Source organism: Pseudoalteromonas marina (assembly GCF_000238335.3).
GTDB lineage: Bacteria > Pseudomonadota > Gammaproteobacteria > Enterobacterales > Alteromonadaceae > Pseudoalteromonas > Pseudoalteromonas marina.
In genome coordinates this window covers 255,842-278,930 of sequence record NZ_AHCB03000006.1, presented here as the reverse complement: position 1 = coordinate 278,930, position 23,089 = coordinate 255,842, and the positions used below count along the sequence as shown (strand labels likewise).

General features: G+C 39.5%; 19 protein-coding genes. 10 read left to right on the top strand and 9 right to left on the bottom strand.

Features of this window, described 5'->3' with window-relative positions; genetic code table 11:
* Positions 1-124: 124 nt before the first annotated feature.
* The 6 genes from PMAN_RS10225 to bcsR are packed head-to-tail and all read right to left on the bottom strand — an operon-like array spanning position 125 to position 10,901.
* Positions 125-3,943 (bottom strand): cellulose synthase subunit BcsC-related outer membrane protein, encoded by a 3,819-nt coding sequence (locus tag PMAN_RS10225; protein WP_010557065.1) that lies wholly within the window; start codon positions 3,941-3,943, stop codon positions 125-127.
* Positions 3,934-5,064 (bottom strand): cellulose synthase complex periplasmic endoglucanase BcsZ, encoded by a 1,131-nt coding sequence (gene bcsZ, locus PMAN_RS10220; protein WP_010557066.1) that lies wholly within the window; start codon positions 5,062-5,064, stop codon positions 3,934-3,936. Before bcsZ ends, PMAN_RS10225 begins: the two co-directional genes overlap by 10 nt.
* Complete coding sequence (gene bcsB, locus PMAN_RS10215; protein WP_010557067.1) at positions 5,064-7,310, bottom strand: cellulose biosynthesis cyclic di-GMP-binding regulatory protein BcsB; 2,247 nt, start codon at positions 7,308-7,310, stop codon at positions 5,064-5,066. The genes bcsZ and bcsB overlap by 1 nt, the downstream gene beginning before the upstream one ends.
* Positions 7,303-9,975 carry a UDP-forming cellulose synthase catalytic subunit gene (gene bcsA, locus PMAN_RS10210; protein WP_010557068.1) on the bottom strand — a complete coding sequence of 891 codons (2,673 nt, stop codon included), beginning with the start codon at positions 9,973-9,975 and terminating at the stop codon, positions 7,303-7,305. The genes bcsB and bcsA overlap by 8 nt, the downstream gene beginning before the upstream one ends.
* A gap of 2 nt (positions 9,976-9,977) precedes the next feature.
* On the bottom strand, positions 9,978-10,691 hold the full coding sequence (gene bcsQ / locus PMAN_RS10205) for a cellulose biosynthesis protein BcsQ (protein WP_010557069.1): 714 nt from the start codon (positions 10,689-10,691) through the stop codon (positions 9,978-9,980).
* Positions 10,692-10,706: 15 nt separating this feature from the next.
* Entirely contained in the window at positions 10,707-10,901 is a 195-nt protein-coding gene (gene bcsR, locus PMAN_RS10200; protein ID WP_006791406.1) for a BcsR/BcsP family cellulose biosynthesis protein, read from the bottom strand.
* Positions 10,902-11,016: 115 nt separating this feature from the next.
* On the opposite strand from bcsR, the gene bcsE reads away from it, so the two are divergent.
* The 4 genes from bcsE (at position 11,017) to tyrR (ending at position 16,118) form a co-directional block, all read left to right on the top strand.
* Positions 11,017-12,633: a cellulose biosynthesis protein BcsE gene (gene bcsE, locus PMAN_RS10195; RefSeq protein ID WP_010557070.1), complete on the top strand. Its 1,617-nt coding sequence runs from the start codon at positions 11,017-11,019 to the stop codon at positions 12,631-12,633.
* A 3-nt stretch (positions 12,634-12,636) separates the two neighbouring features.
* Positions 12,637-12,813 carry a hypothetical protein gene (locus PMAN_RS10190; protein WP_006791404.1) on the top strand — a complete coding sequence of 59 codons (177 nt, stop codon included), beginning with the start codon at positions 12,637-12,639 and terminating at the stop codon, positions 12,811-12,813.
* Positions 12,810-14,390 carry a cellulose biosynthesis protein BcsG gene (bcsG, locus tag PMAN_RS10185; RefSeq protein ID WP_010557071.1) on the top strand — a complete coding sequence of 527 codons (1,581 nt, stop codon included), beginning with the start codon at positions 12,810-12,812 and terminating at the stop codon, positions 14,388-14,390. Before PMAN_RS10190 ends, bcsG begins: the two co-directional genes overlap by 4 nt.
* A gap of 171 nt (positions 14,391-14,561) precedes the next feature.
* On the top strand, positions 14,562-16,118 hold the full coding sequence (gene tyrR / locus PMAN_RS10180) for a transcriptional regulator TyrR (protein ID WP_006791402.1): 1,557 nt from the start codon (positions 14,562-14,564) through the stop codon (positions 16,116-16,118).
* A 25-nt stretch (positions 16,119-16,143) separates the two neighbouring features.
* On the opposite strand, the gene PMAN_RS10175 is transcribed toward tyrR, so the two are convergent.
* The gene (locus PMAN_RS10175) at positions 16,144-16,638 is read right to left on the bottom strand and encodes a hypothetical protein (RefSeq protein WP_008127581.1); all 495 of its coding nucleotides are present in this window, start codon (positions 16,636-16,638) and stop codon (positions 16,144-16,146) included.
* 107 nt (positions 16,639-16,745) lie between these two features.
* Here PMAN_RS10175 and PMAN_RS10170 point away from each other — a divergent pair, with 107 nt between their 5' ends.
* Positions 16,746-17,282 carry a thioesterase family protein gene (locus PMAN_RS10170; protein ID WP_010557072.1) on the top strand — a complete coding sequence of 179 codons (537 nt, stop codon included), beginning with the start codon at positions 16,746-16,748 and terminating at the stop codon, positions 17,280-17,282.
* Positions 17,283-17,313: 31 nt separating this feature from the next.
* Here the strand turns inward: PMAN_RS10170 and PMAN_RS10165 are convergent, their stop codons facing one another.
* The gene (locus tag PMAN_RS10165; protein WP_008127583.1) at positions 17,314-17,622 is read right to left on the bottom strand and encodes an EscU/YscU/HrcU family type III secretion system export apparatus switch protein; all 309 of its coding nucleotides are present in this window, start codon (positions 17,620-17,622) and stop codon (positions 17,314-17,316) included.
* 2 nt (positions 17,623-17,624) lie between these two features.
* Positions 17,625-20,249: a flagellar hook-length control protein FliK gene (fliK, locus tag PMAN_RS10160; RefSeq protein ID WP_198434409.1), complete on the bottom strand. Its 2,625-nt coding sequence runs from the start codon at positions 20,247-20,249 to the stop codon at positions 17,625-17,627.
* Between the two features lie 113 nt (positions 20,250-20,362).
* On the opposite strand from fliK, the gene ccmA reads away from it, so the two are divergent.
* The 5 genes from ccmA to ccmE are packed head-to-tail and all read left to right on the top strand — an operon-like array spanning position 20,363 to position 23,088.
* Positions 20,363-20,983 (top strand): cytochrome c biogenesis heme-transporting ATPase CcmA, encoded by a 621-nt coding sequence (ccmA, locus tag PMAN_RS10155; protein ID WP_096801179.1) that lies wholly within the window; start codon positions 20,363-20,365, stop codon positions 20,981-20,983.
* A complete protein-coding gene (gene ccmB / locus PMAN_RS10150) occupies positions 20,983-21,669 on the top strand; it encodes a heme exporter protein CcmB (protein ID WP_006791396.1) in 687 nt (228 codons plus the stop codon). The genes ccmA and ccmB overlap by 1 nt, the downstream gene beginning before the upstream one ends.
* Positions 21,669-22,406, top strand: coding sequence for a heme ABC transporter permease (locus PMAN_RS10145; RefSeq protein WP_008127600.1), 738 nt, complete (start codon positions 21,669-21,671; stop codon positions 22,404-22,406). Before ccmB ends, PMAN_RS10145 begins: the two co-directional genes overlap by 1 nt.
* Before the next feature lie 2 nt (positions 22,407-22,408).
* Positions 22,409-22,612 carry a heme exporter protein CcmD gene (ccmD, locus tag PMAN_RS10140; RefSeq protein WP_006791394.1) on the top strand — a complete coding sequence of 68 codons (204 nt, stop codon included), beginning with the start codon at positions 22,409-22,411 and terminating at the stop codon, positions 22,610-22,612.
* A complete protein-coding gene (gene ccmE / locus PMAN_RS10135; RefSeq protein WP_006791393.1) occupies positions 22,609-23,088 on the top strand; it encodes a cytochrome c maturation protein CcmE in 480 nt (159 codons plus the stop codon). Before ccmD ends, ccmE begins: the two co-directional genes overlap by 4 nt.
* The last annotated feature ends 1 nt before the right edge of the window (position 23,089 follow it).

Here is a 23,089-nt window from a genome sequence, read left to right as displayed (position 1 = left end):
TTGCTGTATGGCTATAACACCACAAGGTAAGAGACACACCCTTATCCTAGCTACAATTGCGCTCAAGTATACATATACCTCAAGGCGAGGGGAAGTACTGAGCGGTGTATCACCTTATGCTAAGTTAGAACTCAGCATAAGGGATAATAGGTGTACCCGGAAATTCGAGTGTCCCGTAAACAGGATTGAAGTAGTAACGGATATACAGTTGGCCAAAATTAGGTTCGTAAAAGTCAGAACGATCAATAGCTAAATAACCACCAAAGAACCAATGTGGGGTTATTCTGTATTCAAAGCTGCCTTCTAAGTTGTACGATACGCCCGAACTGGTATCTGAATCAAAGGCAGGGTCTACACCGGTTTCAAGTTGGCGAACAAAGGCTTCAGCTTGAAGGTCAGGATCATTAGGGAAAAAGTCGATGGCTTGCGTTTTAGTTTGCGAATACGACACGCCTGTTTTTACGCGGTATACAAAGTCATCACCCCATCGTGCATCGTAGGTCAAAGGAACCGATAACCCAATATAGTTCTGTGGGCTGTAGTAGCCGCCGTGGCCCCAGGTTTCTTCACTTAAATTAAATTTATACGCCCAATGCAATAAACTTGCACCCACTGTAAATTCGCGATCTTGATTGCTTATTACACGATAATAGGTACCGCCCATCAAGCGGTAGCGCTGGTTATCTTTTACGTTTTGACCTTTATATAATGTAAAGTCAGCACTAGACCAAAACCCCCAATCGCCGCCTAAATCATGAGAAACATTTGCGGTTAAACCAGTTGAGCGAACACCCCCCCAAATTTTACCGGTATTAACGTCTTCAAGACCAGCATAGGCGAGTACTGAGCTGGTTACTGGTCGTTTTTCTAACTCAAGGCTATAGCCAAAGTCACCAAAGTCGTCCGAGTAATTAACACCCCATACAATGTCTTCGATTAAAAAGCCCAGTGGTGTTGTGCCAATATCTACGCGCCAGTTTTCGTTTTGCCAACCAATGCCAATATCAACGCCATCTTGCTCGGGACTTACCTCGTCAATACCACAGGTAAATATACACAAAGCGCCTTGACCGTATCGACTGCCAGCAAATTGCTCGTCAAATCGTGTTGTTTGCGCGCTAATACTTGTAGGATCTATTTTTACAAAGCCTTGCCCCTGCCAAAGCGGAAAGTACGCTTCAATAGGGACTAAACCAGCGCCCAATGTAGCCTCACTTTCAGTACTTACTTGTCCGCTAAAATTTACACCAACAGCAATGTAGGCTTGGTTTTTGTTTTGTTGGCTGAGTAGTTCTCGTTTGGCACCGTTTATATACCACTCGTCGTTTTCATTAATGCGCGAAAGTGATGCGTAGAGTTCTTTTTCATTTAGTTGACGATTAGGTGAAAGCGTTTGTGCGTACCACGTTTGTGCTTGCTCTGTTTCATTAAAATTAGCAGCAACTTGCGCGCCTAAATAACGAAGCTCTAAATCATTAGGTGCTTTTTGAATAAGTTGCTCGGCTAAGTAAAGGGCATCACCTGCGTAATTAAAATCGTTTAACGATTCCATAATTTGACGCTGAAAATAACTTTCTTGCGTTGTACTTTGTTCAATGGCGAGCTGTGTGACCTCTTTTGCTTGGAAATCATCCCCAAGCGCTCTATAGGCTTTGGATATTGCCATTAAAGCTTGAGGTTCAATTAACTGATTATTTTTTAGTTTTTGTTCGTATAAAATAATCGCTGATTGGTTTTGATCAAGTGCTAAGTTTGCATTTATTAGCGCAGTTGTTGTTGCTGATGAACTTGGGTATTTTTGATCAAGCTGATTTAGCTTCGCAATAAGATCACTGCCACTAAAATACTCAGAGTAATAGGCATTTTGTAATTGCACAAACTGGTCTATTTCACTCTCAGAGGCATTTTCAGGAAGCCGATAACGATTGAACCAATCAGTAGTCTGAGCTTTATTACCCTGTGCTAAAAGCCATTCTCCATACAACATATGCCAATAGGCTGATAATGAGGGGTCTTCAGCTAATGCGTCACGCATGAGTTTTAAAGCGTGGTTTTGTTCTTCTATGCTAAACCAGCTTCGTGCTAGCTCCGCTTTCATTGGTGGAGTTAAATTTTGTGCTTCTAACGCACTTAAGTGATAAATAGCAGCCGCTTTATTTTGAGAATTAATAAAACGTTCGCTTTGTGCTAAAGACTCATTAAGTTGTAACTGTTGTTCAAGAGATACAATGTCAGCATCGCGAGATTTAAATGGAATATACTGAAGCGTAGCAAGCGCACCTTGGTAATCGTCTAAAGCACGCAAAAACAGTGCATGGCTATACCTAAGCTGTGAATTTAGCGGAAATTGCCACAATACATTATTAAACAATGAGCGGGCTTTGTCGGTGAGTCCTTTTTGTTGATATATAAACGCTAAGTCGTAATATAACCAAGGCTCTTCTGGTGTTGCTTGAATAGCCTCTTTTAATATTTTTTCAGCCTCTTCTAATTCACCAGCTTCAGTTAGCTTTGTTGCCTTAGTTCTATACACGCTACTTAATGAGCTTAAATATGACGCTCTTAATATTTCTTTTTGTGAAAATGAAAGTCGATTAAAAAAAGAGGTGAGCGTTTTTTCACTTTGTTCAAGCTTTGCAATTTCGAGTAAGCCAAATAGGGCGCCTTCGTTTAACGGCTCGCTTTTAAGCACCACTTGGTAGGTAAGCGCAGCTTGTGAATATAGCCCTTGGGCAAATTGTAAGGTACCACGATTAGCCAGTACGGTATTAGGTTCTTCTTCTAATGCGGCGGCTAAATCGAGTTTTAATTTGGCAACTCTAAATTCACTGCTGTCTATAGCGTCTCTTGCTTGGCGAATATATAGCCAAAACTTAGCTGTTTTAGCCATGCTTTTAAGGGTATTTCGCTCTGCAAAGTCGGCAGTGTATTTTTGTGCACGTGTAAAATAGTTATAGGCTTTACCATGCTCCCCTAATTGTAGGTAAAGTATGCCTAAGCTGTTCATTATTTCGCCGTCAGTAGGGCGGCCTTTTAATGCTTTTAATAGAAGAGGTTCTGCTGCATTTAATCTTTCTTGTTCGAGTAGCTTATTGCCTTTTAACCAAAGCTGATAAGCCGGGTCGGCTAATAATTTTTGGCGTGCTTTTAATTGCTTTTTAAAGTCTTGATACTGTAACTCTCCCTTATTACTAAACGGGTAAAGTATAAAGTATTGCTGAAATTGCTTGTCAGTATTACTGTTTATGGGCATATTTTTTAGTGCAGAGAGCCAAATACCTTCAACTTCATCACTAAAACCCGATGTCGATCCATACTTACTTAAAATACGCATAGCTGCTTTATCGCGTGGGTTACGTCTTAGCAAATGTCTGGCATAAGCAACTTCTATAGTGCCTAGGTTGTCATAGCGTTTTAATAATTGCTTGTAACCATTTTTAACCCCTTGCCATTGAGCGCTGTCTTGTGCATACCAGCTTAAATGCTCAAGCTCAAAGTTTAAAGTAGGATAAACATCATTAAATATTTTATTGTAAATTTGACGTGCTTGTTCATATCTACCGGCACGAGCAAGCAGCTTTGCTTCTTGAATTACTGCCTTGTCTTTACCTTGAATACGAGACATAACCTTGAGTTTTTTTACGCAAGGTGTTTGTTGTGTTAGTTGGTTATCAAGCTTATTTAATAACAAGTTTGCCTGGTCTGTATTGCCATTGGTAAAGTCGTAATGTGCAAGCGCACATTGCGTTTCTATTCGCGAAGGGGCAATTGCAACCAATTTTTGCAGGCTATCTTCAACAAGTCTTTTGTTTTGTTGTGCTTCACCAATACTAATTTGGTTTAATAACCAATCAACCGATTGTGTATCAATATCATTTATTGTTGCGGCATTTAAATTAGTGCTTAGTGCCAATGTACAAGCTAAGGCCAACCTTAACGACATTCAGTGCTCCAAGTCGGTTGTAGCGTTCCATCAGCCGTTATTTTAAAGCGCTTGTTTACAGCACTTTCACCAAATAAATGCAATACACTGTCGTAATAACGAGTTTGTGTAAAAGACTTATCAATCATTAGCTTTTGCTGAATGGCCATTACCAGCTCATCATTACCTTGCTCTGCTAACAAAGGCAGCAGGGCTGCGTTAAAGCCCAAAGGCCCTCTTTTTTCAGATTTACCTGATTGAGCATACGTATTTAAAGGGACGTGGCCACGCTCTTCAATAGTGTCCACAAACGGTGCAAACTGAGTAAGAAGCTCTTGTTTGTAGGGTGCATCTTTTGCCATCATACTTGCCCAAAGGTAAACACGAATTGCATTATAACTACCTAAATCTGTATTTTTTCTGTCGTAGTAAAAACCGCGGTTTGAATCAAACATAACCCAATCAGGGCTAACGCCTTGCTGTGCGGTATCTAAAATTAGCTTAGCTGATCCTTCGTGCAGTTGATGCCACGGTGAATGTGGATAAAGCTTTTTAAATTGCTGGTAAATAAATAACGGCGAGTAGCTAGGATTTAGCTTATAGCGCTCATTGTCAAACTCAAAACCGGCAGGTGCGGGGAGTAAAGACAGGCCAAGGCCCGTTATGTAGGCGGTTTCTTCTCTGATTATACGTTGAGCAAGCACTGCGGCTAAAATACTATAGCGGCGTTCATCCCATAAAATTGCCGCTTGCGATAAACTGTAGGCAATCCATAGGTCTGAATCTGACGCAGGATTTGAATCTAAAATACCCCCTACGCGGTTTTTATCTAGTCCCCATTTCCATGCTGGTAAACGCGTACTTAAATCGCCCTCTGATAAATGCTCTTGGGTCCAATTTAAAACAGAATCAAAAGCGGCTTTATCGTTGGCAATAAGCGCAAAAAATAGTGCATATGATTGGCCTTCAGAGGTTGTGATACTTTGATCACTGCCCAAGTCAATAACGCGGCCGTCTTGGCTTATAAAATGATTTTTAAACACTTGCCACGACTGCCAAGGTTCGCACTGTTCAACTTGTGCGTTGGCATTGAAAGCAAATAGTGCCATCACAGTAAAAAACATATTAACGAGTGATTTCATTATTCGTCTCCTTCAGCTAAACGCTTGTAAGTTAGTGCTTGTAATAATCGCCATAAGATAAATGAGATCAGCAATAGCGTTAAAATAGACAGTAATGCCAAAATAAATGGATGATCAGATAAGTGAAACCACACTAATGTATGGACTGGGATATGGCCTACAAAGTATTGCTCATCTACTTGAATGGTTTTAATACCCTGTGAGTTGATAATGGCTGCACTACCTTTTACTTGAGCTAATTTTTCTGAGTTCATTAGAACATCGTCAAGTATAGTAAATGCATTTTGCGTCGTAGCACTCAACGAGACGATAGAGCGGTCTGAGTCAAACGGTGATTGAAACCCTGTTATAACAGCCATATCGCCACTACTTTTAATACTAACCTCTACTTTATCGGTCGTTTGTTCGTCGTATGCACCATTATAAATTGCTTGTTTAATTGCGCGCTGATTATTGTTAAGCAAAACATTTGTTTGTGCATCTTCATCTAAGTCATTAGCAATACTGTTAGGTTTAGCAATAACGAGTATGTCTTTATCATCTAAATCAGCGTCCTCATTTAAATGAGCAACACTCATTCTATGGGTTGGGTAACCGGTGATCGCGCCAAAGTGACCCGTTAAGTTAAATAAAACGGTTAAAGCATTTGGTGTTGGGTTTTCATCAATAAGCACAAGTGTTTGTTGTAAATCAGCATATTTGGTAAAAGGAAAGCCACTATTAGCAAATACGTTCAGATCTGGTAATGCGATATAGTGATCAAATTCACTTACGTCAATGCTTGAATCGCCATCAATAACACCAAACTCACCGCCAGGAGGTGCAACAGCACATTCGCCTTTTTTGAGTACACCAAACCTAAAGTCAAAGTTAAGCTCATTTCTGTTAGCTAAATTAATGCCATTGACAGAAAAACCTTCTGTGCTTTGTGTGGTGTCGGTATTGGCAACTAGTGGCAACAACGCTTGCGTTGTTTGTAATAAACCGTTGTTTTTATCGAGTAAAAAGCCACTTATAAACTCTTGGTTTATTAGCATATTTAAACGAGAGTCGATGGCTTCTGATTCTGGCGTGCTACGGTACTGAAGAGTAATAGGTATTCCTCTTTCACGCCACGTGAATAGATCAGGTGCAAAGCGAATGTTTAGTTTTACTGGACCATTATTAAGGCCTTGCGCCTGTAGTTGCGTAGGGTAGTCAATAAGCTCGTCAAAATGCACTGGACGATCGCTTCTAAGCCAGCGTGGTGCATCATAAGCTTTTCGAAGTGGCAACTGATTTATGGCTTCAATACTTGCGCTTCTTCCAGTCATTACTTTGTGGCCAAACGCAAGGCCAGTCACCGCTGTTTTTAAATCAGCTTCATCACGGCCCAGTATGAGTAACATTTTATAGTAACGATTAAATGGGTTTGAAATAATTTCAATCGTTGGTTTTTCAACATCTGGGTAATCTTTCAAAAAATCAGGTTTTGAATCATTAGTAATAAAAACCACACTGTGTTGATCAGGCGATTTATTTAACGTTACGGGAAAATTAAATCCACGCCAATCAGCTTGGGCTCCAAACCAACTCGATAGCGTTGCTGCTGCTTCAATTGCTTGGGTGTTGGGTGTTTTAGCAAATACAAAGGGTAGGTTAAGTTTATTGTAATCTTTTTCATCAAAAAACGGCTCTGGGAGGTATTCTAAACGGCTATCGATAGCGAGTTGCTTTTGATCGAGCGTTATGTTGCTTGATTTATTTATTTCTGTCCAAATAGTACGGCTGAAGTAGTCTTGACATCTAAGGTCGTAATAACCAACCAATTCAAAGCGGACTTGGTTGTAATCTTGAATGTATTTAGCGTTAAGATCGAGGCTATGCTGCACTGTGTTCTTTACAATACTAAGTTGTTCGTTAATAGGTAAAACAGTGACTAAATTATCATTAAAGTATACTTTTAAGTGCGAAACATTCGCGATTAATGAAGGCGAGTTAGTATACGAAAAGTTAAGCTTTAAATTGGTGCTCAATTTATCTATTCGGTTTGTAAAGTCAACGCGGGAGTTATTATTTACCCCGTTGAGCCTAAAACCTGTAAAGCCTAACGCTTCAAACTCTAAACGTAAACTCGACACCTGAGCGCTCTCAGGGTATCCATTAATGAACATTGATTTATTTTGTAATGGCTCAATTGCATGCGCAAAGAAAGCACAACAAATAAGCGACAATGTTAGGGATATATTAAGCAACTTTTTAATCATAATTATTATGCACTATTGGTCTTTTTGGAGTAAATGAGTTTACGTATACAACTATATCAGTAATAAACTGAATGGTCGGTTGGAGCGCTCGTGGCGCATGAAATAGCAAATTACTAAACCCTCTAAGGCTTGTTTTTTGCACTTCTTTAAAACTGTAAGATGGGCGGTCATGTCTAAAGTTATTTTGCCAGTCAAGCCACGCATCAGCTCGTGAAAATGTACATTGTATAAACGCGCGCTGTTTTTCAAGAGATAAATCTTTAATGGTTAAGCCAATTTGATTACCCCGAGTATTACAAACATGGGTAGTAAACGAGAATTGCTTATTACCGCGGCTCATTAATAATTCTATTTTATCGTTTACACGACAAGCATGTGCATGGTCGGTTTCTATTCCTACGCCGTTATCGGAGTAATCTGTAATTTTTACTTTTAACGTGTGGCCATTTGCTAAACGAACTCCCGCTGGGAAGTTTGCTTTAATGCGGTGTGAATGCCTAACTTGGCGTGCTTCTGCTGCCACGGCAACCGCAGCACCCAAAATGATAATATTATAAAGCGCCCACCCCATACTAATCAGCAGTACACCAACTTGCGTAGGGTCGCCAAAAAACAGGCGTAAAATACCGATTAACATACCTACTAAATTAATGGCGAGTAAAACCAAATATGGCTTAGAAATACCCCAGTCATAATGCTCTTTATCGTTTAATCCACCTTTTTCGGTAACGTTAAATTTACCTTTGTTTGGATTAAACAAAGCAACTGTTGTTGGCTTTAATATGTACCAAGCAAGCACAGATTCGTAAACTTCGCCCCAGAACGAATAGCGATACTTACCTTGTATTCGTGAGTTAGTTGCTTTTATTTGAATAAGTGTAGGTACAACGTAGATAAAAATAGCTAAAAATGGCGCGTAAATAATGTATGCATTAAAGTATATGAGTGCCAGTGGCGCGGTTAAAAATACAATGCGCGGAATACCTGATAGAAAATGCAGCATAGCGTTTAAGTAACAAAGTCGCTGAGGAATGTTCAAGCCTTTGCCTAACAGCGGGTTATCGAGCCTAAATATTTGCGCCATGCCCCGTGCCCAACGAATTCGCTGGCCAATATGAGCCGATAAACTGTCAGTGGCAAGGCCAGCAGCTTGAGGAATATTTATATAGGCAGTTTTATAACCTGCGCGTTGCATTCGCAGTGCAGTATGAGCATCTTCGGTGACGGTTTCAAAAGCAAAGCCACCTATTTCATCAAGCGCTTCTCTTTTGAGTACCGCACACGAACCACAAAAGAACGTAGCATCCCACATATCGTTTCCGTCTTGAATAAGCCCGTAAAACAGCATGTTTTCGTTTGGAATTTGACTGTGGTTATTTAAGTTTCTCTCAAATGGGTCTGCGGAGAAAAAATGATGTGGTGTTTGGACTAAACACACTTTACTGTCTTTTAAAAACTGTCCCATGGTCATTTGCAAAAATGAACGAGCAGGTACGTGGTCGCAATCAAAAATGGCAATATAGTCACCATCTGTGTAGCGCATAGCACTATTCATATTTCCGGCTTTTGCATGGTTATTATCTGGTCTTGTTAAATAACCCGCACCCACTTGTTTAGCAAATTCACCAAACTCAGGGCGTTTACCATCATCTAAAATATAGACTTTTAGTTTATCTGCTGGCCAATCTATGCTTAAAGCGGCAAGGGTAGTCGGCCTTACAACACTTAAAGGTTCATTGTAAGTAGGAATGTAAATATCTACCGTTGGCCATAGATCAGTATTTTTTGGCAACATGACAGGTTTTCTTTCAAGTGGATTAATGGTTTGAAAAAAACCTAAAATAAGTACCATCCATGCGTATGTTTCTGCTAGTAACAAGCCTGCACCTAATGTAAGTGCTAAAGGGTCATCCCAATTAAGTGTTTCAGTGTATCGCCACCACAAGTACCGCGAAGATGTAGTGACAGATAAGGTGATCATTACAATCGTGGCCATATGGCCTTTTACGCGTTTGAGCGCGTAAGCAACCAGTAAAATAAAGCTAATAAACACTGCTTGCGCTTCAAGGCTAAAGGGAATGGTAACAAATATGGCAAGCAAGAATAATATCAGTGCAACAACGATGTATTTAATAAGTTTGTTCTGCCAAATACGAGCGTCTGCCATTGTTTTAAAAGCACTTTTTTTAGGCTTGTTGTTTTTGGAAAAAAGGCGCCTTATTAATCGGCCTAATTTAAGGTCGTACCAACGAAGTTGCCTTAGGCTGTAACTGACCCCGTCATAAAAATAATTTACAGCATGCTTTTTTATGGACACTGATTTTTTTCTGGGTTTATGAACAGCAAAAAGCAAAAATATGCTCTGAATAACAAAGCGTATAATATTGGAATAGATATAAGTTCTGTATGGTAACCTTAAGTGTGGATAATAGTTATATAACGCTAACTCAAAGTTTTCTTTGTTCTTTTTTATATTTACAAATAATGAACCGAACAAAGTTATAAAGGGCATTAAAAATGCTTCAATTACATTAACCTTGTGCTGGTTAAAGTAACTATGAAATTTAAATAAAATGTAACGCACAAGCTTATCAGTGAATAATATACTCAATAGAATATACAATGTGCTGTGTATGGGCCTTTTGTAAAAAAGAGTAAAGCTCATCGTCAGTTCGCCGCCTTACTTACAAGCCAACCAGCTAGTGTTTCAAAGTCATCGTTCGCTACACTGTATGGTGCGCAATTAAGGGCTACATTACGATTAGCTGTGGCCTCTTTAATAACTTCATCGCTGTTAATAAAAAACGGCGCCATAAATGGCAATGTAGATTGCCAAAGAGAAAATAGATCAAATTCTAACACTGAGGCTGCGTTGTAACGATTAACGACAAAAAAGTGTTTCCAAGTTGACTCTACTGACTTAAGAGTTTGAAGGCGCTTGTATATGAGGCTATGACAAATTGCATCGCAAGTGACTAGCTCAATAACAATATCGTTTTCTTCCAACGGGTAGTGAGAAATATTAATATGTGAAGGGCAATCGAATATTATCCAAGCAGATTCTTTATAATCCAGATTTTTGCAATTGTTAATTGTGGCTATAATTTCATCTAACGTTGATTCATTATCGCCATGGGGTAAAAAAAGAACGCCATCGCTGTCTTTACGAAAATGTAATAACGCATCGTCAAAAGTGCTCTCGTTGCTCCAACCTTTTGTGGCTGTCCACTTAAGGCCAAAGTGTAAACCAAGGTCACTTTTAGTATCTAGGTCTATGGCAACCACATCAACATCAGATTTTTTCAAAACGCACGCTAAGTTTGCAACAACTGATGTGCTACCTATGCCGCCTTTGATACCTTTAATAAAAATCCTTTGCAATGGAGTTTGCCTTTTTTATTTTTTTTCTTTAGATGTTTTTAATGCGTCATCAATTTCTTTCAATAGCGCATACTTGTTAATTGTTTTTTGATTTTTTTGTGTATTCATAATTTCTATATAGTCGTCACTTTTCCCACCAAAACGGCGAGCTAGGTTTTCTATGTCACTTGATGTGAGTATTTGTGAGCTTTTTGTAGCTAAATTATTCATTACAACCTTTGTAAGCGTAATATTTATTTTTATTAAAAGTGGACAATATTTGGCTATTATATATAGAATAGCAGGCAAAACTAGTAAAAAAGTATTTTTTTTGAGGGCTTTTTAAGTGCATAACTTTAACATAACGGGTTTAGAGCCGGCTGCAAAAGAGTTAAAATCGGCTTCAAGTTATGCTGTTTTAGCCCCTTTAGATAATTTTGTAATTGAATTTGCTTTACATGCAATTAACCAAAATTGCGCAAACGATATTTACATTGTTTCTCAAGACGTTGAATCTTTCTTTGAGTCGTCATTTTCTGCAGCAATTAATACTGCGTACAAACGTAGTAAAGTTCATCCATTCTCTCTCTCATCTGAGACACAGCATTACTCAATAGAGCGAATAAACAAAGGTATAATTAAAGAGATAGGCGCGTATAAAAAATTAAAAAATGCGCTAGTGTTTATCCACTTCAACACAGAGCTACTTAGTGCAGCAATCGAAGCTAGCACAAAAACAATAATGAACGATTACAGTGAGTTTGCAAAAAAAACAGGGGTTACCTTATTATTTTTGCTATCTGGTCCAGAAGTAACACACTATCGATTTTTAATAAGGCAGCTTAATAAATCTTTTGATGGTTTAATTTTCGTAGATAATGATTCTGCTACCCGCGTTTTAGAGTACGATTATTGGCACCACACTACGGGTGTATTTGCTGATATGCAGTTTCAACTGTCGCTTGAAGATAATCAGTTTTTGGTACAAGAGGGAACTGTAAACGATCTAAAAGTATTCAATGGCTCGCATTTTCCAGATGAAGACGATGTCTGGTTAGTACAAAGTGCGGTACCAATCGGTACAAAATTGCCTACGCATTATTATACCGCAAAAGACAATAGTGAGCTGTTTGACAAAGGCCCCAAATTAAAAGCGGCGACATTGGTGTTTGCTGTGACGCGTTACACAGATTTAGCACTACTTGGTAAGCAATGCTTTGAACTTAGAAAAAGCTGTGGTCGTTGGTTAAAATTGGTAGTACAAAATGTCGATGGCGTTATTCGCCATCAAGATGAATGTTTATTTTTAACTTTAGGCGTTAACCTTATTTTGTATAGCTTTTCTGAACCTTCGCGATTATTATCTCAAATTCAATCTATTCAAGGGTTTCAATTTTCTAGACCGTTACCGCCATCTGTCGAGCACGTTCTGAAATATACTGAAAATACGTTTTCTAAAGGCTATTTACCTTTTGATGAATTTACGCGCCAAGTGGAGGTTCATAGTGACTCGGCTGTTAATCTTGGGGTTAGCGGCGTGTTGGTTAAGCTTGAGTTACTACCCCGCATAGAGCCCATTCACCCTTTACACTTGTTTCATATTAAGCGTGAAGGGGATGTATTTAGCCTTGCAGACAACACCGTGTATTTGTACTTGCATGCGTGTAGAGAGAACGACGTAAATAATGCAATCAAGCATTTATTCAAGCTACAAACGAGTGACTTTTTTGTGCAACAAAATGTTATTTCAGATCATTTTCATATACAGCAAGAATGTAAGCAATTAAGGCGGCTTTATAGCGGTAAACAGGTTACTGATTATTCTAAACAGTTAACAGAGAATGATAGCTATAAGTTTGAACCCGGTGTGTCAAAAGGGATTACTGAGTCGTTAGACACTCCTGAGTTTACAAATGATGCGCGCCCCGATGCTGTGTCATTTGTAATGAGATTAAAGGCTTAACCAATGAGTATTAATCAGCTTTTTATTACCGTTATTTTGGCAATTATAGTCGGTATTGTGCTTTGTATGTCGGCAACTCAAATATTGGCCAGAGTAAAAACATATTATTACAAGCTTACTTTTAAACACGAAGTACTTGAACCTTATACACCGAATAAAAAAAAGAAGGATGAGCAGTGAAATTATCAGGTTTAGGAGCGTGGAATCTTTATTTCTTAGCTAAATTTGCCTTGTTTTATTACGGCGCAATTGATTTTAATGTATTAACCAATGCAGCCCTTGCAGCACTTTTAGCAATCAAATTTAAAAAAGCGATTATTGAAAAGTTAAAACATGTACTTGGTGGTATTTTTGCGATTGTCATATTTTACCAAGACTCTTGGTTGCCCCCAATAAATAGGCTGACAAAGCAAGCTGATAATGTTCAAGATTTCAGTTTTGGCTATTTTTTTGAACTTTTAGCACGTGTCATCAGTGTAGATATGCTATTGGCATTATTCGTTATTACCGTGTGTTTTTGGTATACATCTCAGTGGTTACGTTTTACAACAATAACAATTGTTGGGCTGCTTTTGATAGGATGGCAAGGAGAGGGTGAACAATCAGGCACAGTAGTAAATGCCTACTCTACAAATACAACAATTAGAAATGAGCCTACTAATCAAGCACAAGTCATTACGCGCGAAAGCCAAACACCTGATCAAAAATTGTCAGACTTTTATCAACAACAAAGCCATTTAATTAGCCATTTTCCTTCGCAAGTTAATGGCGAACTGTTCGATGTCATCGTTTTAAATATTTGTTCAATGGCGATTGATGACTTGAACGCTATTGGCGTTAGTGTTGAAGACATGTTTAATGATTTTGATGTGGTGTTTTCAGATTTTAACTCAGCAACATCTTACAGTGGGCCTGCAGCTATAAGGCTTTTACGCGCAAGTTGTGGGCAAACAAGCCAAACAGCTTTATTTAGTGATGCACCAGAGCAATGTTATCTATTTAAAAATTTAGAAAAATTAGGGTATCAAAGCAGCGTTGTGATGAACCACGATGGCCACTTCGATGACTTTAAAGGCTTGGTTAATCGCTTTGGTGGCCTAAACGATAAACCACTTAATATTGATTCACTTCCAGTAGCGCAATACGGCTTTGATGACAGTCCTATTTATTCTGACGGTGCAGTGCTAGATAGTTGGCTTAAAAATGAAGCGCAAGATTGTGAGCCGTGTGCAATGTATTACAACACAACAAGCCTTCACGATGGTAACCAGCTGGCCAATAAAAAACGCATGAATAGCCTTGAAAGTTACCCAATCAGGCACGCTAATTTATTATCTGATATTAAGCGTTTTATTCAAAACCTTAAAAAGCGCGGCCGTAATGTCATGTTAATGATAGTACCTGAACATGGTGCAGCATTAAAAGGTGACAAGGTACAGTTTGCTGGTCTTCGTGAAATACCAAGCCCTACTATTGTATCTGTACCAGCTGCTATTAAATTTATTGGTCCAGACGTTAAAAGTTATTCGCAAATTATGATTAACGAATCGACTAGTTACTTTGCCTTATCTGAAATTGTTGCAAAAACACTTGAGACAAATGTTTTTGGGGGTAATAACAGCATTGCCAATTTAGTTGAAAACTTGCCAAAAGCACCAAAAGTTGCTGAAAATGCGGGCACAATCATGATGTATGTGAATAAACGACCTTACATACAACTTGATGGTGAAGAATGGTCTGCTTACCCTCAAGGTTAAAAGTAATTTAGCTATGCAGCAGGCTAGCTCTGCTGTGTAGCGTGTTTATGTTGTTATTCTTATGTGTTAATTAAAACGCAGACTTGTCCAAAAATGTTTACAATAAGCTACCTTATCAAAGCGACTTAGCGTATTATTCGGCTAATTTAGTTTTTCCTGCTTTGAGGATGTATGCGTCTAGATATTCACTGTGCTGATAGGATCGGTATAGCCCAAGAAATCCTTAATATTTTAGTTAACTACAGTGTTGATTTAAAAGGTATTGAGGTCGATTCTGTCAATTGCCGTATGTATGTGAGCTTTCCAGAAATAGAGTTTGAGCAGTTTCAAAAAATCATGCCTTCTATCCGTCTGATTGATGGTGTGCATGATGTACGCACTACCGCATTTCTCCCTTCTGAGCGAGAGCATAACGAATTAAATACCTTGTTACGTGCATTACCTGATGGTGTTATTTCTATTGATGCTAAGGGCTGGGTACGTTTATGCAACGATGCTGCCTGTAAAGACCTGCAGTTAAGTGAAAAAGAAGTTATTGGCGCTAACATAAATAACCTACTAAAGGGCTTTAACTTTACGCGTTGGTTAGAGGGCAAGGAAGTGTTAGGCCAAACCACTCGGGTTGAAGTAGCTGGCGAAGACTTTATTGCAGATATTTTACCAATTGCCGTGCCACAAGGCAGTGAAGGCGATGTTTTAGCTGGTGCGGTTATTAATATTAAGTCGCAAAGTCGTTTAGGTCAGCAAGTTAGTGCATTTAGGCGCTACGGACAAGAAAGCTTTGCCACCATTCATAACTTTAGTACTGCTATGCGTCGTGTTGTACGTGAAGCACGAAAAATGGCACAGTTAGAAGCACCCATACTCATCACGGGTGAAACAGGCACAGGTAAAGAGTTACTTGCGCGAGCGTGTCATTATGCGTCAAACCGTTCTGTGAAGCCATTTATTGCGCTTTCGTGCGCGTCGTTACCTGATGATGTAGCGGAGTCTGAGCTTTTTGGTTATGCAGGCTACGAAGAAAATGCAGCTCCTAAACGCGGTGTACTAGAGCAAGCTGACGGCGGTACCGTATTTTTAGATGAAGTGGGTGAAATGTCGACCCAGCTACAAACTAAACTTTTGCGCTTTTTACAAGACGGAACGTTTAGAAAAGTAGGCGATGAGAACGAAGTAAAAGTTAATGTTCGTATTGTAGCCGCTACTCAAAAAGACTTGCCCGCAATGGTACAAGAAGGTGTGTTTAGAGAAGACTTGTACTACCGAATTAATGTATTAACTCTCGAAATTGCTCCGTTACGAGACCGCAAAGCCGATGTGGGTCCTCTGGCAGAGCATTTTATCCAAAAATATGCCCAGCAAAATGGCCATGCTATCCCGTTATTATCACAAGAGTGTTTGAGTTTTTTACAAGAATATCCGTGGCCGGGTAATGTTCGCCAACTTGAAAATGCTATTTACCGCGCAGTCTCATTGTTAGATGATAGCGAGTTGCGTTTAGAGCATTTACAACTACCTACGTTTACACATGAGTTAGGGTATTTGGAGTCGGACTTTGAAGGCTCGCTTGATCAAGCTGTGAAGCGTTTTGAGGCAACGTTGCTGCGTAAACTTTATCCTGCTTACCCAAGTTCAAGGCAACTTGCCAAACGTTTAGGGCTTAGTCATACCGCAGTGGCAAATAAGTTGCGTGACTACGGTATAAACAGAAAAACCGTTAAGGTTTAGATGACTCTAAAATTAAAACAGGGGACTAGCTTTTAGTCCCCATGTTTTTTGTAACACCATCAATAGCAATCGTTTCTATACCGTCTTCATTAAAGTTAATAACAATACTGGCATTGTTGCGCGTAAAAAAGTAACTACGGTTGTTAAGCTCGATTACATAGTCGCCTTTTACTCGGTCGCTAAACTTTTGTTTTTTTAGTGACACAGTATGCTCACCAATTTGCCAATTAAACCCTTCAATAAAACCATTGTTAAACTCTTGAACCCATACCTGGCTTTCATCTTTTGATAGTGTAATTGCAACTGAGTATGAACTTGGAATACTTTGCATATTGTAGCTTTTAGCGCCAATTTTAAATTGTTCAGCTTTTTGTTGCCAAGCAAAACCAAAGTCAAATTCTTTTTGTATACCCGTTGAGTAGGTAATAGTGCCTTTGCCGGGTAATGAAAAATCAGCTAGCGCTGAATAGCTTGGTACGAGTAATCCAATAAACGTAATTATATGTAGTAGAGGTTTCATAAGCATTTTATTTTTATATATATGAGTAATAAAGAGTAAGGGAGAACATACGTCTTAGCAAGTGCTTGTGATACACTCAGTAAAATTTTGTTGGTAAGACCTTTGTTGTGAACTTATATATTCGACTCCTATTATTATTTTTTAAAATTAAGCGTAATAAACACTATCAAGATTTACTCGATACGGTAGATATTGATTACAAAGCACTTCCTACCGATTGTGATATTAATTTACATTTAACTAATTCGCGCTATTTGGCCATGATGGACTTGTCGCGTACGTGGATGACTGAGCGAGTAGGTTTGCTAAAACAAATAATGAAACGACGTTGGTTTCCTATTGTTAATGCAACAGCTATTACTTACATTCGTGATATTAAGCCCATGCAAAACTACACTATTAGCACTAAGTTAGTGGGCTGGGATCATAAGTATTTTTACATTGAGCAGAAATTTCATTCTGATCGTGGTTTGCATGCGATTGCGTACGTACGTGGCGTATTTAAAAGCAAAAAAGGTGTTATAAGTATTGAAGAAATGCTTGAAGTGGCTGGCTTTGAAGGTAAAACCCCTATTTTACCCAGCGAAGTAATGCATTGGAAAGAAATGCTTGAACAGAAAAAAATGACTAATTTACCAAAGTAAATGAAAAAGGCGCTTTGCGCCTTTTTCAATTTTAAGCTTTTATATTTAGCTTACCTTGAAAGTCCTGCCACCCTGGTGGGAACTGCCCACGTAATACATACGAAAACGCAATCAGTTCTGCAATCACAAAATAAAGCTCTTTTGGAATCTCTTCACCTAATTCGAGGTGCGATAAGGTTTTAGCTAAATCGGGATCTTCGTGGATCATGATCCCTTTTTGTTTTGCTGCAGCGATTATTTCTTCCGCCAACTCCCCAAACCCCTTAACACTCACTGAAGGCGTGCTTCCTGCTTCGTATAAAAGGCCAATTGCCGACTTGCTCTTAGGGGAATCACTCATAGCTACACCTTAATATTAATAATTGCATGGGATTTATAAAAAGCAGCATGGGTTGCCTCCCCTCGTTTTAGGTTTAGTTCAGCAACTTGTAAGCCGTGTTTAGCCAGTTTTGAGCGCAGGTTATCAAGGTGAGGGTGGGCAATGGCACTCACTTCTTGGCTTGATGCTAATAATTGGCAATCGAGCGACTTGTCCATTAGCTCGGCGGTAATTTGTAGTTGACCGAGATCTGCATAATCAAAATTTAATCTAACAAACCAGACATTTTTAGGCTCTAGTTTATCGGCCGATGGTTTTTTATATTGCCCTAGCGTTATTTCTGTTTGGGCTGCTTCTGGCGGTAATTTCATCGGAAGTAAAAACTGTGCCAGCGGGTTACTTTCGGGTTGCTGACTTGGTGTTGAAACACTTACCTGTGTGAGCGCGTTTTTAACCTGAGTAATCTCTCCAGCAAGCGCTTGCACTTGTGATTGCTGAAGTTGATCTAGTATTTTTGAACTTGCTTTGCCAGCTTTAAACGTAGGCATAAGCACCTGTAGTAATGCATCTATGCCTGTTTTTGAGTCAAAGGTAATTGGGGTTACAGACTGGTTAATAATAGGCGCCGCCAAAATACTAACCGCTAGCTGCTCAAGCCCTTTGGTAAAGCTACTTTGCAGGGTGTCATGCGTGAGGCTGTGAGGTTGCAGCGTCGCTAATATCTCTCTTTGTACGGCAGTCGGGCTAACGTTGCTGCTTGATACCATACGATTAAAAGCTTGATTAACCAGCGCATTAAGGTCAGGTGTTTGCTTAGTCGCTTTCACTTGAATATCGGCTATTTGACTGCTCAATGAAATTTTTTCTTCAGTGAGTTTGTGAGTTGAATCATGCGATGGTGGCAGCTTTAAAAGCGGCGTTAATATTTTAGCTTCAATAGGTTGCAACATTTGGCTTGGTGAGGCAATAGTCGTTGTGTTACTAAATACTGCACTAAATAGGGGGTTACTTGCTGGTATAGAAGTTACAGCATGTTTTTGTTGGGTTGCTGGGCTATTGGCTTTTAGGGTAGGGAGTGTAGCCAGTTTATTATCTGCATTAGCTTGTTGAGCATGGCTAAGCCCCACTTTTGTAACAGGAAGAGAGTTTAACTCTTTAATTGTCGTTTGTTTTTGTAGGTCATTACTCAAGGTGGATTGAACTTGCACTGTTTGGTTTTTTAATACTTGCTCTGTATTTTTGGTTGCGGGTTCTGCTTTTATTTGAGCACTTAACAGTGCGCCTGATTGTGTACCTACCTCTGTTTTACTGTGGGCTGAGACTTTTTCGATTGGTGGCTGCTTATTTTCTGGTGTATTTGTTGTATTAGCATTGGGTATAGGCAAGTGACTACTGATAACTTTGCCACCAGGAGGTTGCCAAATAGCAACATTTGCTTTTATTAGCTGTGTTAACTGCACAATAGGGGGTAATTGAGAAAAATGCTTAGGTAAAATATTAACAAGTTCAGTACTTGGCTTTTGCGCACTATTAGCAACTTGTATACCTGCATTTTCAATTAAATTAATTCTACTTGTTAGTGGGGACGGGGCGATAAACTGTTTTTGTAAAGTGAGTGATGGTGCGATTTGAGTTTTGTTTTCGTTTGCAAACGATTTGTTTTCAAAATAATTTACTGCATCATTGATTCGTGTTTTTAAATCACTAAAACTAGTTTGCAGCCAAGACTTTATAGGGCTATTAGTACTCACCAGCGGACTTACTTTAGCGGTGTTATTAAGCTGCGCTGGCGCGGTTTGTAAATTAGCGTGTTGCGCAGTAAGTAATTCATTAAAAGGTTTAGTAAAAGAGTTACTCAGCATCACTTTTACGCTTTGAGCTTGTGTTGTTATTACAAGCTTATCGGCTTGATTTGCAACAGTCACTTTCACAGGCGAGTTAGGCAGTTCAGCAAGCTGCGTGTTTGATACTTGCGTGGTGAAAGAGCCTGATTTTTGCGGATGCGTTAAAATGGCTAATTTAGGCGTTGCCTGTAGTTGTGCATTGGGTAACAAGCTTGCTAGCATTTTAACCAGCTTTGTTTGGCTTAAAGGCTGGGTGTGAACGGTATCAGCAAAGCGGTTAATAACATCAATTTGTGCGCCTTTACTGTTGGTACTTATGGCTAGTTTTAAAGGTTGCTCTGTGCTGAGTAGCTGAGCAACATCTTTATTTATGGCAATACTAGCATTGAGCTTATCAATAATTAGCTTTGGTGCAGGCGCTAAAGCAAGCTGAACTGAAAGTGGCTTGCTTTCAACCTCTGCACCGGTACTAATAAAATTTAATAAGCGTTGTAATTGGGCAGGCTGGTTAAGTTTAATTGTTGCTACATTTGGCAAAATATATAGCTGCTTTCCGTCTTCGCTTAGTTGAATGCGCGCGCTAGCAATTTTATCTAAAGATTGAGGGGCATTGCTTGTGCCTAGTCTGAGCGTTTGCCATTGCTTATTAACCAGCACTTCTAGCGTGATAGAGTCTTTTGAAAATTGAATGTTTTTAGCCGCAAGTACTTCACTTGGTATTTGTGGTAACTCATTGGTTTGGTTATTAGTTGATGAATTGATAACCAATGAATTGGATAATGTTATTTGCGTTGGCGTATTCATTATTTTAAATCAAGTTTTCTCTATTTTAAGTGAATCGATTTTAAAGCAATATTCGTATTACCCTATCATTATGGTAGACTAACGCCTAATTTTTGGCAGAGAGAATCGTCATCTTGTTACACATTAAGTCCGTCTCCTGCATCAAGCAAGAACGTTGTTTGTTTGCGGACCTTAATTTTAGCCTTAAAAGCGGTCAAATCATGCAATTAGCGGGTCCTAATGGGGCTGGTAAAACATCGTTATTGCGTATCATCGCTGGCTTTTCTGCGCCTGATGAAGGCGAGGTTTTGTATCAAGAACGCTCAATAAATAAATACTATGAAGAGTTCGCCCACGACTTACTTTTTATAGGCCATAAAACGGGTGTTAACATTCAGTTGAGCGCTGTTGAAAATGTACGCTTTTGGTTACGGATCAACGGTTATTCAAATGAGCCTGACCTGTACCCAATTTTAGCAAAACTAGGCTTGGTCGGTCTTGAAGATGTGCCTGTTAGAATGCTGTCGGCAGGCCAGCAACGACGAGTTGCATTAGTTAGACTTTGGCTAAGCGACGCAAATTTATGGGTGTTAGACGAGCCATTTACTGCGCTCGATAAAAGCGGTGTTGCGTTTTTACAGCAGCGATTTACTCAACATCTAGATAATAATGGCGCCATATTATTAACTACCCACCAAGACCTAACTGCTCACTTTAGTGATTTACAAACAATCACATTGGAGTACCGCCACTGATGACTCGTCAACACTCTTATTGGTTACTATTCAGTGCGGTTTTTACGAAAGATATAAAGCTTGCCTTTCGCCAGCGAGCTGAAATTGTAAACCCAATATTGTTTTTTTTAATTGTTATTTCTTTGTTTCCGTTAGCAATAGGTCCTGAGCCCGGTCTGCTTGCTAGAATGGCGCCCGGTATCATTTGGGTTGCAGCTTTACTCTCTACCATGTTGGGTTTAGATAAACTGTTTAGAGATGACTTTAATGATGGATCTCTCGAACAGTTAATTGCCTCATCGTACCCATTGTCACTTACAGTGCTTGCAAAAGTGGCTGCACATTGGGTTGTGACGGGGTTGCCCCTTGTATTAATGACCCCGTTATTCGCGTTATTACTTAATTTAGATAGTAATGCGCTGGTGGCCACTGTTTTAACGTTATTATTGGGTACACCGTTATTAAGTTTTATTGGTGCAATAGGTGCTGGGCTTACTGTTGGGCTACAAAAAGGGGGTATTTTGATGAGTTTACTCGTACTGCCTTTGTATATTCCTGTTCTAATTTTTGCAACGTCGGCTATCGACACCAGTGTTATGTCGCTGGATTATAGCGGGCAACTTGCCATCCTTGGTGCTATGTTAGTCATCGCTATTATTAGCGCACCAATCGCCATATCGTCAGCTTTAAAAGTGAGTATAAGTTAATGTGGAAGTGGTTACATCCCTATGCTAAAGCAGAGCGTGCATACCAGTTATGCAATACGTTACTGCCTTATTTTGCCGTAGTTACGGTTGTTAGTATGCTCGTTGGTTGGGTGTGGGGGCTTGGTTTTGCACCTGCCGATTACCAACAAAAAGACAGCTACCGTATCATTTTTATTCACGTTCCTTCTGCCATTTTATCAATGGGGGCATATTCCTCTATGGCCATTGCTGCCATTGTTGCGCTTGTATGGCAACTCAGAAACGCAGAACTTGCCGTTATAGCAATTGCACCTGTTGGCGCATGTATGACTGCAATAGCACTTATAACCGGGGCTGCTTGGGGTAAACCTATGTGGGGCGCTTGGTGGGTGTGGGATGCACGACTCACATCGGAGCTTATTTTATTATTTTTATATTTGGGCGTAATTTCGTTATACCACGCTTTTGAAGATAAAAAATCAGCGGGCCGTGCTGCATCTATCTTAGCGATTGTAGGGGTGATCAATTTACCAATCATTCACTTTTCGGTTGAGTGGTGGAACACCCTCCATCAGGGAGCAAGCATCACTAAATTTAATACCAATGCGGTCGACCCAAGCATGTTTTGGCCATTAATGGTAAATATTTTAGCCTTTGCAGCGTTTGTTGGCACAGTCACTTTAATTCGTCTTAAAAATGAAATTTTGCAACGTGAAAAGCATCGCCCATGGGTGCGCCAGTTGCTTAATAGGGGGTAATTATGCAGTTTGACTCTTTTTCTGATTTTATTGCAATGGGAGGCTATGGATTTTATGTATGGCTTTCATTTGGCACATGCGCACTTATTTTACTGGGTATTTTAGTGAGCTCTTTAAGAGATACTAAGCATATTATGGCTTCAGTAGAGCAACAGATTGTGCGTGAAGAGCGTATAAAACAAGCCAAGCAGGAGCAAGCATCATGAACCCTAGACGTAAAAAACGCTTATTAGTGATTGTTGCTATTTTATTTGGTTTGGGTTCTGCCATAGGCTTAGTGCTTTATGCTTTACAAGAAAACATAAACCTATTTTATACCCCAAGCGAATTGATTGATGGCAAAGGCCCAAACAAAGAAAAACCTTTTATTGGTCAAAAGCTTCGTATTGGTGGCATGGTAGTCCCAGGATCTGTTGAAAGAAACGAGCAAAGCTTAGAAGTGAGTTTTAAATTAATTGATACAGGTCCATTAGTGACTGTGAAATATCAGGGGATATTGCCTGATCTGTTTCGTGAGGGGCAGGGTATTGTTGCGCAAGGTGTTTTAATTGAGCCTAATGTCATTGAAGCGTTTGAAGTACTGGCCAAGCATGATGAAGAATACATGCCTGCAGAAGTTGCTGAAGCGGTTAAAGGTATTAAGCATGAAAAACCAAAATACAACTTAGATAGTGGTAATTAGC

What these genes read in the sequence shown, in the direction of transcription:
- bcsR (WP_006791406.1), bottom strand. Translation starts at nt 10,901, where the DNA reads ATGAATAATTTAGCTACAAAAAGCTCACAAATACTCACATCAAGTGAC.
- PMAN_RS10225 (WP_010557065.1), bottom strand. Translation starts at nt 3,943, where the DNA reads ATGTCGTTAAGGTTGGCCTTAGCTTGTACATTGGCACTAAGCACTAAT.
- PMAN_RS10175 (WP_008127581.1), bottom strand. Translation starts at nt 16,638, where the DNA reads ATGAAACCTCTACTACATATAATTACGTTTATTGGATTACTCGTACCA.
- PMAN_RS10145 (WP_008127600.1), top strand. Translation starts at nt 21,669, where the DNA reads ATGTGGAAGTGGTTACATCCCTATGCTAAAGCAGAGCGTGCATACCAG.
- ccmD (WP_006791394.1), top strand. Translation starts at nt 22,409, where the DNA reads ATGCAGTTTGACTCTTTTTCTGATTTTATTGCAATGGGAGGCTATGGA.
- bcsZ (WP_010557066.1), bottom strand. Translation starts at nt 5,064, where the DNA reads ATGAAATCACTCGTTAATATGTTTTTTACTGTGATGGCACTATTTGCT.
- PMAN_RS10190 (WP_006791404.1), top strand. Translation starts at nt 12,637, where the DNA reads ATGAGTATTAATCAGCTTTTTATTACCGTTATTTTGGCAATTATAGTC.
- fliK (WP_198434409.1), bottom strand. Translation starts at nt 20,249, where the DNA reads ATGAATACGCCAACGCAAATAACATTATCCAATTCATTGGTTATCAAT.
- PMAN_RS10165 (WP_008127583.1), bottom strand. Translation starts at nt 17,622, where the DNA reads ATGAGTGATTCCCCTAAGAGCAAGTCGGCAATTGGCCTTTTATACGAA.
- bcsB (WP_010557067.1), bottom strand. Translation starts at nt 7,310, where the DNA reads ATGATTAAAAAGTTGCTTAATATATCCCTAACATTGTCGCTTATTTGT.
- tyrR (WP_006791402.1), top strand. Translation starts at nt 14,562, where the DNA reads ATGCGTCTAGATATTCACTGTGCTGATAGGATCGGTATAGCCCAAGAA.
- bcsA (WP_010557068.1), bottom strand. Translation starts at nt 9,975, where the DNA reads ATGAGCTTTACTCTTTTTTACAAAAGGCCCATACACAGCACATTGTAT.
- ccmE (WP_006791393.1), top strand. Translation starts at nt 22,609, where the DNA reads ATGAACCCTAGACGTAAAAAACGCTTATTAGTGATTGTTGCTATTTTA.
- ccmB (WP_006791396.1), top strand. Translation starts at nt 20,983, where the DNA reads ATGACTCGTCAACACTCTTATTGGTTACTATTCAGTGCGGTTTTTACG.